Origin of the sequence: Marmoricola sp. URHB0036 (genome assembly GCF_000426045.1) — a bacterium.
Lineage (GTDB): Bacteria > Actinomycetota > Actinomycetes > Propionibacteriales > Nocardioidaceae > Marmoricola.
In genome coordinates this window covers 17,074-31,106 of sequence record NZ_AUEP01000007.1, presented here as the reverse complement: position 1 = coordinate 31,106, position 14,033 = coordinate 17,074, and the positions used below count along the sequence as shown (strand labels likewise).

12 protein-coding genes are annotated in these 14,033 nt (G+C 66.4%); 3 read left to right on the top strand and 9 right to left on the bottom strand.

Annotated features, from left to right (window positions below; all coding sequences use genetic code 11):
* The first annotated feature begins 249 nt into the window (after positions 1-249).
* Both H976_RS0108375 and H976_RS0108370 read left to right on the top strand, forming a co-directional pair.
* Positions 250-639: a nuclear transport factor 2 family protein gene (locus H976_RS0108375; RefSeq protein ID WP_027861172.1), complete on the top strand. Its 390-nt coding sequence runs from the start codon at positions 250-252 to the stop codon at positions 637-639.
* A 164-nt stretch (positions 640-803) separates the two neighbouring features.
* On the top strand, positions 804-3,542 hold the full coding sequence (locus H976_RS0108370; RefSeq protein WP_027861171.1) for an AAA family ATPase: 2,739 nt from the start codon (positions 804-806) through the stop codon (positions 3,540-3,542).
* Between the two features lie 68 nt (positions 3,543-3,610).
* On the opposite strand, the gene H976_RS0108365 is transcribed toward H976_RS0108370, so the two are convergent.
* The 4 genes from H976_RS0108365 to H976_RS25280 form a co-directional block, all read right to left on the bottom strand.
* A complete protein-coding gene (locus H976_RS0108365) occupies positions 3,611-4,588 on the bottom strand; it encodes a hypothetical protein (protein ID WP_081682770.1) in 978 nt (325 codons plus the stop codon).
* A gap of 276 nt (positions 4,589-4,864) precedes the next feature.
* Positions 4,865-5,536, bottom strand: coding sequence for a VOC family protein (locus tag H976_RS0108360; RefSeq protein WP_051276495.1), 672 nt, complete (start codon positions 5,534-5,536; stop codon positions 4,865-4,867).
* A gap of 207 nt (positions 5,537-5,743) precedes the next feature.
* On the bottom strand, positions 5,744-6,499 hold the full coding sequence (locus tag H976_RS0108355; RefSeq protein ID WP_036225423.1) for an SDR family oxidoreductase: 756 nt from the start codon (positions 6,497-6,499) through the stop codon (positions 5,744-5,746).
* Entirely contained in the window at positions 6,496-8,046 is a 1,551-nt protein-coding gene (locus H976_RS25280) for an MFS transporter (RefSeq protein WP_051276493.1), read from the bottom strand. Before H976_RS25280 ends, H976_RS0108355 begins: the two co-directional genes overlap by 4 nt.
* Before the next feature lie 366 nt (positions 8,047-8,412).
* Between H976_RS25280 and H976_RS0108345 the strand changes: the two genes are divergently transcribed.
* Complete coding sequence (locus tag H976_RS0108345) at positions 8,413-8,892, top strand: universal stress protein (RefSeq protein ID WP_027861167.1); 480 nt, start codon at positions 8,413-8,415, stop codon at positions 8,890-8,892.
* Between the two features lie 14 nt (positions 8,893-8,906).
* Here the strand turns inward: H976_RS0108345 and poxB are convergent, their stop codons facing one another.
* From poxB to H976_RS25275, 5 genes are all read right to left on the bottom strand, one after another.
* Positions 8,907-10,703 carry a ubiquinone-dependent pyruvate dehydrogenase gene (gene poxB, locus H976_RS0108340; RefSeq protein ID WP_081682767.1) on the bottom strand — a complete coding sequence of 599 codons (1,797 nt, stop codon included), beginning with the start codon at positions 10,701-10,703 and terminating at the stop codon, positions 8,907-8,909.
* The gene (locus H976_RS0108335) at positions 10,700-11,158 is read right to left on the bottom strand and encodes a hypothetical protein (protein ID WP_155918091.1); all 459 of its coding nucleotides are present in this window, start codon (positions 11,156-11,158) and stop codon (positions 10,700-10,702) included. The genes poxB and H976_RS0108335 overlap by 4 nt, the downstream gene beginning before the upstream one ends.
* Before the next feature lie 136 nt (positions 11,159-11,294).
* Positions 11,295-12,560, bottom strand: coding sequence for an acetamidase/formamidase family protein (locus tag H976_RS0108330; RefSeq protein WP_051276491.1), 1,266 nt, complete (start codon positions 12,558-12,560; stop codon positions 11,295-11,297).
* Positions 12,561-12,687: 127 nt separating this feature from the next.
* Complete coding sequence (locus tag H976_RS30870) at positions 12,688-12,993, bottom strand: SDR family oxidoreductase (protein ID WP_081682766.1); 306 nt, start codon at positions 12,991-12,993, stop codon at positions 12,688-12,690.
* 142 nt (positions 12,994-13,135) lie between these two features.
* Positions 13,136-13,915 carry an IclR family transcriptional regulator gene (locus H976_RS25275; protein WP_036225419.1) on the bottom strand — a complete coding sequence of 260 codons (780 nt, stop codon included), beginning with the start codon at positions 13,913-13,915 and terminating at the stop codon, positions 13,136-13,138.
* Between the last annotated feature and the right edge of the window lie 118 nt (positions 13,916-14,033).

Below are 14,033 nucleotides of genomic sequence, written 5' to 3'. Positions count from 1 at the left end.
TTCTTCTGGTTGCCATGACCGCCGGACGTGCCCTCTCCGGATCGGCGCCTGTGGACGATGGGACGGCGATCCAGGTCTTGCAGGGCCAGGTGCGCGTGCGGGGCTGGGGCAGATCAGCCACCACCTTCCCAGGTGAGATGGTCGTGGGACGGCTCGCAGAGATGGACGTGACTGCCCTGACCGACTCCGTCCTGCTCCTCACGTGCACGCGTCCACGCCTGCCCAACGTATTGGCATAGAAGGGACGTCATGGCTACGACCAAGGCCGCCATCGAGGCACACTGGCTGGCGTCCGACCTCGGCGACACAGATGCAGAGCACGCCATCTACGCGGTGGACGCTGAGTTGGAATACCCCCAGTCAGGGGAGCGCTTCCGAGGGCGGGCCACCATCGCAGCCCAGCGCAGTCAGCATCCCGCTGACCGGCGCTTCGCCGTACTTCGCATCGTCGGTGAAGGCAACCTGTGGGTGAGCGAGTGCACCATCTCCTACGACGGTGTGCCGACGTTCTCGGTGTCGATCATGGAGTTCCTCGACCAGCAGGTCATTCACGAGACGCAGTACTTCGCGGACCCGTTCAGCGTGCCGGAGTGGCGCTCTGCCCTGAGCGACACTTCTGGTGCGCGGAGCAAGCGGTAAGGTGGCCCAGGTGGGTGACCATCTGTCCGCAAACTGGGTGATGCGAGGTCAAACCCGTTGCCACCCTACGTGCAGCGTTCTAGTGTCCCAAGAACTGTTCCTCGACACTGGCCGCCCCAACGGCGTGGGGTGGGCGCAGCGCGAGACTAGGGGCCGAACGACGTGTGAAGCCGAGTGGACCGACCGAGCGAAGAAGGCTTCGCGGGCGGCAAGACGAGTGCGCGGCACTCGAGACCGTCATCGACGCGGTGAGAAGAGGCGAGAGTCGCGCGCTTGTCCTCACCGGAGATGCGGGCATCGGCAAGACCGCACTCCTGGACCACGTCGTCGCGTCGGCGCACGACGTGCGGGTCCTGAGGGCGGTCGGGGTGCAATCGGAGATGGAGCTGCCGTTCGCGGCGCTTCACCAGCTCTGCGCCCCCATACTCGACCGGTTGGACCAACTACCCAAGCCTCAGCGAACGGCGCTGGAGACGGTCTTCGGACTCAGCCATGGAGAGGCTCCTGATCCGTTCCTGGTCGGCCTGGCCGTCCTGGGCCTGGTCGCGGAGGTCGCCGCGGAACGACCGCTTCTGTGCGTCGTAGATGATGCCCAGTGGTTGGATCAGGCCTCCGCCCAAGCGGTGGGCTTCGTGGCAAGGCGGCTGCAGGCAGAATCAGTGGCGCTCCTGTTCGGCGCCCGCGGGACGGTCAGGGACCTGCGCGGCCTCCCAGAGCTGGAGGTGCACGGCCTCGGCCCAGATGACGCACGCGCGCTCTTGACCTCCGAGGTGACCTTTCGGTCGGACGGGCGGGTGCTCGATCAGATCGTGGCCGAAACCCAGGGCAACCCACTGGCGCTGCTCGAGCTCCCGCGAGGTTTGACCGCCAGTGAGCTGGCGACCGGTTTCGGAGCAATCGGGCATGACTCGTTGACGGGCCGGATCGAGGAGACCTTTCGTGAACGATTCGCGGCGCTGCCTTCGGACAGCCAGCTCTTCGCGCTCATCGCGGCTGCGGAGCCTGTGGGTGACGCGGCACTGGTCTGGGCCGCGGCCGGCAGACTCGGTGTTCCCTCATCCGCCGCGACCGCAGCGGAGACCGATCATCTCGTCTCGATGACGGAGCGGGTCATCTTCCGCCATCCACTTGCGCGGTCCGCGATCTATCACGCGGCCAGCGCAGCAGCGCGCCGCAAGGTGCACCTCACGTTGGCTGAGGTGTCCGACCAGGATGTCAATGCCGAACGACGCGCCTGGCACTTGGCCGCGGCGGCCACGGGACCGGACGAAGCGGTGGCCGCGGAGCTGGAGCGATGCGCCGGCCGAGCCAGGGCGCGTGGCGGACTCGTCGCCGCGGCGGCGTTCCTGCAGCGGGCTCTCGAGCTGACGCCTGAGCCGGGGGTGCGAGCCAACCGAGCACTGGCGGCCGCCGAGGCACACCTGCATGCGGGCGCGTTCGATGTCGCTCTTCGGATGCTGGCCGCCGCGGAATCAGCGAGGCTCGACGACCTCCAGAGGGCCAAGCTCAACCTCTTGCGAGGTCAGATCGCGTTCAGCTCCGGGGCGACCAGTACGGCTCCGCAGCTGCTGCTCGCGGCAGCCAGAAAGCTCGAACCCCTCGACGTCGAGCTCGCCCGTGAGACCTACCTGAACGCCTGGGGCGCGGCGCGTTTCGCTGATCGAGCCGGAGCTGGTGACCTGCCAGAGATCAGCCGTGCCGTCGTCCAGTTCGGAGCGCCGCCAGGGCCGCCACGCGCCATGGACCATCTCCTCGACGGTCTGACGCTGCTGGTCACTTCTGGGCGCGCCGCTGCAGCGTCGGACCTGCGCCAGGCAACAGACATGTTCGCGCGAGAGGACGCCACCATCGCCTGGGGGTGGATGGCGGTAACCGCGCCGTTCCTTCTGTGGGACGACGACGGGGCGAGAGCCATCTGCTCGCGCCAGATCCAGATCGTGCGGGACACGGGAGCGCTCGAACAACTGCCCTTCTACCTCGCTGCGTTGAGTGTCGTCGTGGCTCGCTCGGGCGATCTCGCGGCTGCCGAGGCTCTCGGTGCAGAGGGCGCCGAGGTGCGTGACGCCACTGGAACCAGTCTGGTCGCCTACGGACCCCTGTACGTCGCTTCACTGCGGGGCACGGACGAGGCGAGGGCGATGATCGAAGCCACGTTGAGTCGGGCCACCGAGCAGGGACAAGGCCTTGCCGCCAGCATCGGGCACTGGGCGTCCGCAGTGCTCCACAACGGCCATGGCCGATACGAGGAGGCACTGGCAGAAGCTCGACTTGCCAGTCCCGACCCGTTGGACCTGCACCCGTCAGCCTGGGCCCTGCCTGAGCTCATCGAGGCGGCCGTGCGGACCGGGAGGCCAGCCGACGCGCAGGAAGGTCTTGATCGACTCACGCGCACGACAGCGCCGGCGGCAACCCAATTTGCACGTGGCGTCGAAGCTCGGGCGTGCGCGTTGCTGAGCGCAGGATCGACGGCCGAGAAGTACTACCTCCAAGCGATCGATTGCTTCAGCCGTGCAGGGCTCCGCGTCGAACTGGGACGCTCACACCTGCTGTACGGCGAGTGGCTGCGCCGCGAGAACCGCCGCGTCGACGGCCGAAGCCAGTTGCGTGCCGCCCACGCGCTGCTGTCTGCCATCGGAATGGAGGCGTTCGCCGAGAGGGCGCGGCGCGAGTTGGCGGCGACCGGCGAAACCGTGCGCAAGCGAGTCCGCGTGGAGAACCCCACGGAACTGACGCCCCAAGAGAGGCAGATCGCAGAGCTCGCCAGCTCCGGCCTGACGAACGCTGACATCGGCGAACGGCTCTTTATCAGCGCTCGCACCGTCGAATGGCACCTACGGAAGGTGTTCGCCAAGCTCGTCATCAGCTCGCGCAAGGACCTGCGAACGGCTCTCGGAGACAGATGACCACGGTCGTCCTCGTGCAGTCGTGTGCCTGAACCGCGACGTGCAAAGGGTCGAGCCACTGCAGGCGTTCAGTCGCTGGGGGCAGACCTGGGTGCAACGGGAAAGAATCGACCAGCACGTACCGCCGAGACAGTGGCGAAGGTCAGCAGCACCACCACGCCGGTGGCCAGCGTCAACGCCAACGCAACCCATAAAGCAGGTCGCGTCGGCTCTTCATGGTCTATCCACCGGACAGCGAGGGCCGCTGTGGTTGAGATGCTGAATGCGGCCGACCAGAACGCAACGCCAAATGACGAACCGCGGAAGTACGGAATGATCGCCACCTGGACAAGCGCCATGATCGCTGTAGTCGCCGTCAACGCCACTGCGTACTGGTCGTAGTGGTTGAAGACGACGAGATAGGTGTTGCTCGCCAGTGCCGGTGCAGCGAGCTCGATGACCACCACAGGGCGCAGCGACGGCGGCAACGGTGTGCGCGTGAGCCGCAGACTCGTGACGACGCCGAGGATCAGCCATGCTGCGACGCCGATGAAGAACAGCGTGCGAGCAAGGTAAAGCCAGTCGAAAGCAGCCACGCACTGTGCCGTCAGGAGCGCACCGCCGGCCGTTGGCAGATAAAAGCCGGGGTGGTAGCTGCTCAGCGGCAGTGAGGTGGCCAACCATGCGATGACGACAAAGAGGCCGCCGACCAGAGTAAGGAACGCGAAGGCTGCCACCAGCGTGCGCGCCAAGATGTCGGACCGCTCCTGTAGAGCGGCGGATAACAGCATGGGAGTGATCGCAGCGACAGGAACGAACGGGCCCACGACCGGATCTCGCAGATCCTGCGCCAGCACGCGCTCGTGTCGGAGCAACTCTATGAGCCACGGGACCACGAGAGCCAGCGTCAGCAGCGCCGACACTGCCGCGAGTGCGTCGGCGACCAGCGCCGCCCAGTGGTCACCGCTGATACGCCAAACTCCGGACAAAGCGGCAATCCCAAAGGGAATCCCGAACATCGATGGGGGGATGGCTAAGTGCCGTGCTCGCACTACTTCCGTCGCCATGGCCGTCACACTCTTTCGCCGGTTGGCCTCAGGCCGCGCCCTGGAGACTCACTGCGTGAATCACGTTGTCTCCCTGGTTTCTTGCCAGAGCGGGCGGTGAGGCCTTGATCCCATGCGGCGCGACTTTCCGTTTGCTTATGGGGCTCCGCACCAGCGATCGCCAACAAAGCCGTCGAGGGCACATGGTGCGCCGAGGGGCAACTGCAGGTACTTGCCGTCGCCGGAAAGGCACCTTCTACGGAGTCGACCAGGTCAAGCGGATCCTCTCGGAGGCAGTTACGAGGGCAACGGGTCGCCCGATCGTTCGCGCACGATGTAGGCGGCATACCAATCGGGCCATGACGGGTCCTCCTGTCCAGTCCGCGCCTCGTGTTCGCCGTGGGCAGCAGCAGCACGCGCCAGCGCGGCGGACAGGTCGTTGACTGAGCTGAACGCTGTCATGTCCCCGGTGATTCGGCCCGGCAGCCGGGTGGTGACCTCCTGCAGGACCCATCCGTTCCCGTCGGGATCCACAAAGGACGCGAAGGAGCCGTAGCTGCCACCGCTTGCGGCCGGCCCTGACAAACGGCCCTCTGTGCCAGCGTGGTGGAAGATTCCGCCGATGTCATGGAAGACCTCACTCACCTCTGCCCCGCGCCCGACCAGTACGGCGCGAGCCGCTTCGACGTCGGAGACGATCAGGTGCAGACCCTGCGCGGAGCCTGGGGGTGCCGAGCTCACCCCTTTCCCGAAGATGACCGAGCAGCTGGATCCCGGGGGAGTGAACTGCAGTACGCGAAAGTCTTCACTGGTTGTCAGGTCGGCGTCCTCACGCCAGCCAAGTCGGGTGTAGAAGTCCTTGGTCCGATCGGGATCGGACACGGGGATGACGATGACCTCGAGCTTCAGGTCGGGGCCAGCGCTCGCTGAGGTCTCGGGATTCTCGCTGGCCTGCTGCACAGTGGTCATAGTGGGTTCTCCTTGTTGGCTGCGGACTGGACAGCCCCAGCATCCTGCTGAGGAGGGCCGGACCGCGCCCGGGTATGTCCCTGGTCATCCCCGTGACTATGCGCCCGTTGGCCGCCCGCGTCGCGTGGGCCTGGCCAACGTCTGGTTCCGACGACGACGGACCCGGGAGTGGCTGCACGACCACGTCGTCGTGCAGGCATCGACCGCTCATGGGATGAGCTGTTGGCCACCGTCCACGTCGAAGGTGGCTCCGGTCACGGCCGTGTTGGTCATCAGATGGATCGCGACCGCGGCAACGTCGGCTGGCCCGACCACACGTCGGATCGGCAGAGTGGCACGGAGCTCGGCGCGGCGGCCTTCGAGCGCATCGCCCAGGATACGAGCCGACAGGGGCGTGTCGACGAATCCAGCAGCGATGGCATTGACTCGCATCGGAGCCAGCTCGACCGCGGCGTTGGCGACGATCGCCGGCACACCGACGGCAGCTATGGCGGCAATACTCAGACCAATGCCTGGTCGGCGTGCGTGCGTGCCAGTGACAAAGGTCAACGACCCACCGGTCTGGAGACGTGGCGCGCACGCTCGGGCGATACGCAACGAACCGAGCAAGTGCTCATCGAGCGCCCGTAGCGCCTCGTCGAAATCCAGGTCGAGGATCCCTGCATACGGCGGCCCGCCACCCGTCACGAAAACGTGGTCGATGTCGGCCGGTAGGCCACTGAAGAAGAACTCGATCGCGGCCGCGTCGCCGAGATCGAGGGTCGCCGAGCTCAGGGCCTTGATCTCGTCGCGGGCGCGGTCGAGGCGAGCACGGTTGCGGCCGGTGAGGATCAGCTCGGCTCCCGCCGAGCGTGCTTGTCGGGCTGTCTCCAGGCCGATGCCGGAGCTTCCTCCGATGACGACGACGATCTGGCCGGCAAGGCTGCCCGTGGACACTGCGGTCGTTGCTGGTGCGGTGGTCATGATGCACTCCTGGGTTCCATCACATCGATGGTCGTTGGCGTATCGAGCGTTCCGGAATGATGAGGCAGTGCGCAGCCGGAGATTCGCGGCGTCACAGCCGGAAGTGGCGTTTCGGAGGGGACACGACCGTGCGAGACGAACACCACCGTGATGACCGCGGCGAGAAGACTCAGCCCGGCCATGACGAGCATCGCGAACTGGTAGTTCTGCGACAGCGGTTGTCCCAGGCTGCGTGCGGTGCCGGCGCCCAGCAGCAGTGGGACGACCGCCACCATGATGACGCCTCCGACCCGCGAGGCTGCATCGTTGATCGCAGACGCCTCTCCGAGGTCTGAGTCGTCGACAGCCGCAAGTACGCCTGCGGTCAATGGGGCCACCGTCAAGCCGATTCCCAGGCCCCACAGGATCGCTCCGGGCAGGATCGCTTGTGCGTAGGGATCTCCGGGGCTGGCTGTCGAGAGCCAAGCGAATCCAACAGCGACCACGAGGATGCCGGCAGCCATCGGCCACCGGGTCCCTACCTTCGCCACCAGGCCGCCGACAAAGGGGGAGACGAGAAGGAAGACCACCGACTCTGGGATGAGCGCAGCGCCTGCCCGCGTGGCACTGTAACCGAGCTGCAGCTCACACTGCAGCACGACCAAGTACCCGGCGGCGGCGAGGGCGCCGTAGAACAGCAGAGTGGCTGCGTTGATGGCGTCGAACTGGCGCGACCGGAAGATTCCCATTCGCATCATGGGGGCGCGGCGTCTCTTCTCGACCGGAACGAGAGCCGCCAGGCAGACGACACCGATCAGGCCGGACGATGCGACCGAGAGGCTCTGCCATCCGGAAGAAGGGGCGGCCGTCAGGGCGTAGATGACGCCACCGAGGCCGCCCACGGCGAGCGTGCCGCCAACGACATCGAGCGAGGAAGGTCGTCGCGACAGACCGCTCTCGGGTACGGCGCGCAGCGTCAGGAAAGCCGCGATGACGAGCGGGAGGTTGAGCAGAAAGACATAACGCCATGACGCGTGGTCGACGAGCCAGCCTCCGGCGTACGGGCCGAAGGTGGTGCCAAGGGTCGCGAGTCCAGCCCAGACCCCGATACCTCGCGCTCGATCGGATCCTCGAAGTGTGCCGTTGAGGAGGGCGAGGCTGCTGGGCACGACCAGTGCACCTCCCACGCCCTGGACCAAACGAGCTGCGACAAGCGTGCCCACCGTTGGTGCGGCAGCGCAGCACAGTGAGGCGAGCAGCATGATGCCCAGGCCGACGACGAGGATGCGCCGGCGCCCGAACTGGTCCGCCAGCGCCCCAGCCAGAAGCAGCAGCGCGGCGACCGTGACCAGGTACCCGGTCAGCACCCACTGCAGCTCGCTCACGGTCGCGTGGAGATCATCAGCGATTGCCGGCACGGCGACGTTGATCATGTAGGCGTTGAGGAACCCGACCATCGACGCGAGGACCGTCGCCGCAATCAGCGCAAGACCGGTCGGGCTGCGCAGGGCGTAGAGCTTCGCGGGGGTCGTCGCCTCGCGCGCTGGACGCTGTTTGTTTGCGGGCACGTCTGGCTCCCTTGGGTCGCCTTCTACTTCTATGGGTCCGGCAAGCATCCGTCCGGGCTGCATCGTTCGCGCCCGTGGTGGTCCCCGGTGGTGTGGTGACCAGTGGATTCACCAGTGCCTTCACGGGCGCGCCCAGCAAAGCCTCCCGGCACAGTGAAGTCAGCGGCGTCCGATCGCCCGCCGAGCAATCCCGGCGACCAGTCAACGACCACGGAGATGACCTTCAGGCATGAACGACCCACACGCCACGCGCGCGTCGACGCAGACCTCGCGCAGGGTGAGCGACCGTGCTCCGCGCGGTGCCTCGAGGGGCACCCGGCCATGATGTGGTCGCGAACGCCCCAGGGGCCAGGACAGTGGCATCTGGTGAAGCACTTCGCCGCTCCGGGCAACAGTGCAGCGGATTCTGTCCGACCGATCGTGGTCGGGGTCAACGGGTCGAGCGACAGCGTCCGGGCGTTGGAGTGGGCCGTCGTGCGGGCGTACGCCGGACAGGCCCCGTTGCGAATCGTGCACGTCGCCCAGCCGGCGCTCTGGCTCGATCCGTTTGCTTTCACCGCCTACTGGGACGCTGGGCCACTCGAGGGTGCACAGGCACTGCTGGAGGACGCCGTGCAATGGGCCCGTAGCCGCGCTCCCTTCCTCCAGGTCAGCGCTGTGCTGTGCCGTACGAATCCGGCGACGGCGCTGCTCAACGAAGGTCGCACCGCCGACCTGATCGTGTTGGGCAGAGGACACGGACGGCGTCTGGCCAGGTGGTTCGATCCTTCCGTGGCGGCCGGCGTGGCGCGACAGGCTCGAGGCAGGGTCGTCATCGTTGGGCACGACGACGAGGTTCTCTACTGACCGAGGTTGGTCGACTATTCGAAGCGGAGCTGCCGGAGGTTGGTTCGCGCGACGTCGATGACCGAGCTGGCGTCACCGTTGAGGACGCTCCGCGTCGCCCAGAGCGTGAAGCCTGCCGCTTCCTGCGCCGTGACTGTTGGCGGGATGGCCAGTTCGTGCCGGTGGGTCAGGACGTCCACCAGTGCGGGACCCGGCTGAGCGAAGGCATCGCGCAGGGCGCTGTCCAGCTCCGCCGGGTGCTCCACTCGGACGCCGTGGATTCCCATGGCGTTGGCTACCTCGGCGAAGTTGGGATTCGCGAGATCAGTGCCGAAGTTCACGATGCCGTCCGCCTTCATCTCCAGCTCGACGAACCCCAGAGATCCGTTGTTGAGGACGATGATCTTGACCGGCAGGTGCTGCTGGCGCAGAGTCAACAGCTCGCCGAGGAGCATCGCTATGCCGCCGTCACCGGCGAATGCGACCACCTGTCGGTCCGGGCAGGCCGCTTGCACGCCGAGGGCCTGAGGTAGCGCATTGGCCATCGTGCCGTGCGTGAACGAGCCGATCAGCCGGCGAAGCCCGTTCATACGGAAGTAGCGTGCCGCCCACAGCGTCGGCGTACCGACGTCCGGGATCAGAACTGCGTCCGGTGCCGCCAGTCGATCGATCGCCACAGCGACTGTCTGCGGATGGAGGGGACCTCTGCCTCTGCCGGCATCGGCCGCCTTGTCCAGGCGCCGGCGCGCGCGGCGGTAGTGCGCTGTCATGCGGTCGAGGTGATCCGGGCCGCGGCCCTCGCGGATGAGCTCGAACAGCGCCGTGACGGTGTCCTTGACGCTGCCGACGAGCGGTACGTCGACGGGGACGCGCCGACCGATCTGCTCACCGCGTACGTCGACCTGCACGATCTGGGCGCCATCGGGGTAGAACGGGCCGTAGGGGAAGTCGCTGCCGAGGATCAGCAGCGCGTCACAGTGCTCCATGGCGCGATAGCCCGAGACGAAGCCGAGCAGCCCGGTCATCCCCACGTCGAAGGGGTTGTCGTACTCGACGAACTCCTTGCCACGCATAGCGTGCACGACTGGTGCCTTCAGCTTGTCCGCGATCGCGACGACTTCGTCGTGAGCACCGGCGCATCCGGCGCCGGCAAGAATCGTGACCGCCGTGGCCTCGTTGAGCACCGCGGCGGCGGTCCTGAGCGCGACATCGTCCGGCCGGGTGGTGGAGGCTGTCGGGTGCACGGGCGCCGCGGGACCCGAAGGTGCCTGGTGCTTAAAGATCTCGGGGGGCACGATGAGAACGGCGACTCCGCGCCGTTCCAGCGCCGTACGCATCGCGATGCGCAGTAGCCGTGGAAGCTGTTCCGGGACGCTGACCATCTCCGCGAAGACGCTGCACTCCCGGAACAGCTCCTGGGGATGGGTCTCCTGGAAGTAGCCACTGCCGATCTCGGCCTGGGGGATGTGCCCAGCGATGGCGAGCACCGGGACCCGGCTGCGTTGGGCGTCGAACAGCCCGTTGATCAGGTGCAGGTTGCCCGGTCCACAGCTGGCCGCACACACGGCCAGCTGATCGGTGACCGCCGCCGCACCTGCCGCGGCAAGTGCCGCGGCCTCTTCATGTCGAACATGCTGCCAAGCGAGGTCGCCGTCCCGCCGTATCGCATCCGTCAGTGCGTTCAGGGAGTCGCCGGGAAGTCCGTAGATGCGCCGGACTCCCGAGGCCTTGAGAGTGGCCACGATGAAATCTGCGCCCGTCCGTCGAGCTTTGGCGGCCACGGAGCTCGACGTGGTTGCGAGAATCTGCAGCTCTGCTGGGTCGGCGGTCATGGCCGGGATCCCCTCACAGTGCTCAAGCTCTTGAAGACAGCGGCTGTACTCAGCCCGTACAGCAGGTGCGCGCTGAGGTCCTTGCCGAGGGTGCGAGCGTCGTACTCCCAGATCGGTTGGTAGAGCTTCGCCGCCGGAAGGACGGCATAGCTGGTGGCCCAGACAGACGCGCCGAACACGGCGCCGTACCGCACCCGCGGTGAGTTGACTGAGCCCACGATGATGCCGAAGGGAACACCGTTGAGGATTCCGTAGCCCCAGTGGGTGATGTTGTTGACCAGAGCAGCCCGCCGATCGGGAAGGTCCATACCGAAAAGACCTTCGACCAGCCGTTTGCCGACATGCGCAGGAGCGGGGGCTTCCTCCCATCCGCGGATGTCCGAGGAGAACTCCCATCGACGGAAACCGGTGCTGCCGCCGCCCCGTTTGTAGCGAGCGAAGAGCAACAGGTCCATGGCGAGAGTCCCGATGGAGGCGGCCACGAGCCCGCCCGCGACGGCAGCCAGAGGCGTGCGTGACCGAAGGCCGCAGGTCGTCTCGTTTCGTGTGGCTTTCATGGAAACCTCCGTGTTTGCACGTGGGCTGGGCGCGTCATACCGGCTCGAAAATGCCGCGGGGGAGGGTCATCGAGACCAGCCAGTTGGGGAGGTCGACCATCTCGCTGATCTTGAGGTCACCCGCAACGCTGCACAACGCGTAGGCCTCGTGCATGCTCACCTGCTGGTCGGTGACCAGCCAGTCGATCATGTCGCGTACGGCGTTCTTGGCGTCCTCCATCAGGTCCGGGCCACTGCCGGTCGTGACGTAGTAGCCCTGGTCACACATCTCGGGAGGCATCGCCTTCTGGGTCGGGTCGGCCGAGGGCACAACGGCGCGTGGGCCGGCGATGATGCGGTTCTTGATGACGGAGAATCGAAGCGTCGCCGACATCAGCGTTTCGATGGCTGTACCGGCGATCTCCCCGTCGCCCTGAGCCATGTGCCCGTCGCCGGCGGAGAACTTGGCGCCGTCCACGTAGACGGGCAACTGCAGCTTCGACCCCGAGACGATCTGCCGGACATCGATGTTGCCGCCCATGCCGCCGCTGAAGCTGGGCGGGAAACTGCGATACATCCCCTTGCGCATAGGCGCGTTGCCCATGATGCCCATGAAGGGGGCGATGGGGATTCGTGCCCGTCGACCGGTGTCCGAACCGACAAAGGTGGCGAAGCCGCTGGACTGACCCTTCTCGAAGCTGAACAGCTGGACGTAGGCAGCCCCGGAATTGAAGGGCTGGTCCTCCGGGACGGCCGAGGGTACGCGGCCTGGAGAGGGGTCGCTGAGCTGCGAGGCCTCCATCCAGGGCGCGAACTGCGCCAGGCTCTCAGGGCGAAGAGCGCCGAAGAGGCCGAGCGCGGGGCTCACTGTGGTGTAGCCGAAGTCGACCAGCGGACTGACGTCGAGGATCTCGACCTCCAGGATGTCACCGGGCTCGGCGCCGTCGACGTGCACCGGACCGGTCATGGGGTGGATCCGACCGAGGTCCAGGGTCATGCTCCCGTCCGGCGAGAGGGTCCGCGCCTGGTCACCGATGTCCAGAGCGTCGCGACAAAGCAGTTGTATTTCCTCGCCTTGACGCACGCTCACCGCCGGCTCGAGGTCCCGGTTCCAACGGTTGTGCAGCACGTGTCCGTACCCGTCCAGAATCCGGTCGCCTTCGGGCGCCGCGACTGCGTCCGGCGTACCGGACCCCGCGACATCCACTGTGCCGAGCCCACCGCCTTGCGCGAGCTCGGCAAAGGTACGGAACGCCGCCGGGCCGATGCCCGCTTGCACGTGCAAGGCCTCACTGGGCGACCCTGAGTGTGCGAAGCACATGTCGGCCTCCTTCGCCGCGGAACTGTTCCGCCGTCATGCACCAGACTCCGTCCGGTGCGGGTGGTCTCACACCAGGGGAAGTCCCTGGTTGAACCCGGGTCCTCCTGGTGGGCCATGCACGGCGAAGTCAGTGGCCGGCGCTCTGGCCACCGTCGATGTGCAGGATCCCCCCGGTGACGAACAGGGATGCCTCGAGGTAGAGGATGCCGCCAACGATGTCGCTGACCTGACCAACGCGTCCCAGAGGGCGCAGTGCTGCGAGGCCGTCGTAGGTGTCTGGCGCATGGTCCGGCGTCTGGATGACACCCGGCGAGACGGCGTTCACGCGAATGCCGCGAGCGGTGACCTGACTGTTACCTCTGCTGGACCGCACGAGGTTCGGTCGCCTCTCGCGGGCGACGGCGTAGGCGAGGGGGCTTCTCCGAAAATCCATCCTTCCGACTCTTGCCAATCGCACCTACGGTTAGTTTTTCGCGTCAAGCATCCCATTGGCCAAGGCGCTCCTTTCGAGGCTTGGGTCTGCCCGTCCGACCTAGCCGATGCCATGGGGATCGGGGCAGCGGTGCAACTGCAAGTCAGACAAGTGCGTTTCGACCTCCCGTCCGGTCATTCAGCAGAACGGAGAGCTCGTGGGCAGCGCCCATGAGAATTCGGCCCAGTTGCGGCCGCCGGCTGGTTTGGAATCGGTGCTCGACGCCCGTCAGACTCAGCGCGCCGATCGGTCGCTCAGAATGGTCGAACACGGCAGCGGCCATGCCCCACGAGCCCTCCACGACTAGCCCAGGATTTACTGCGTAGCCTTGCTTACGCGTCTCCGCAACTCGCGCCTCCATTGGGGCATGGGCATGCTCGGATCCAAACGCACTCAAGTCCGTTCCGCGCATGTATTCGCGCGCCGCGTCCTCCGGCAGGAACGACAGGATTGCAAGACCGGCAGAAGCGACGCCGAGGGGGAAGCGGATTCCCTCATGCAGAACGTGAGAGCGGATCGGGTAGCTACCTTCCTCCTGGACCAGGCAGACCGTCTCCATGCCGCGCAGCACCGAGAAAAAGGCGCTTTCAGCGGTTGTCGTGGAGAGTCTGCGGACGATCGGCTGCGCGATCCCGGTGACGTCATAGCGGGGGCCCGCCGACAGGCCCATGAGAAAGAGCTCGGGTCCGAGCAGCCACAGTCCGGAGGGCTCGTGACGATCAACGAGTCCGCCCTGCCGCATCTCGGCCAAGAGCCGATGCGCTGTCGAGCGGTTGATACCTGCTGACCGCGCCAGATTGGACGTACCTACCCCCTCGGTCTCTGACGCTGCGATGGCACGCAGCAATCGACTCACCTTTCCCACGACACCAACGTCAGTCACCCGGGTGATCCTAAGTGTTCGCTGAGCGAACGTCCCTACTGTCGGAAGGTTGAATGCCGGCATTTTTGACCGCCCTTCATGTTCGTTCCTTGACCGTCGGTCGAGAGACCGGTTCGGT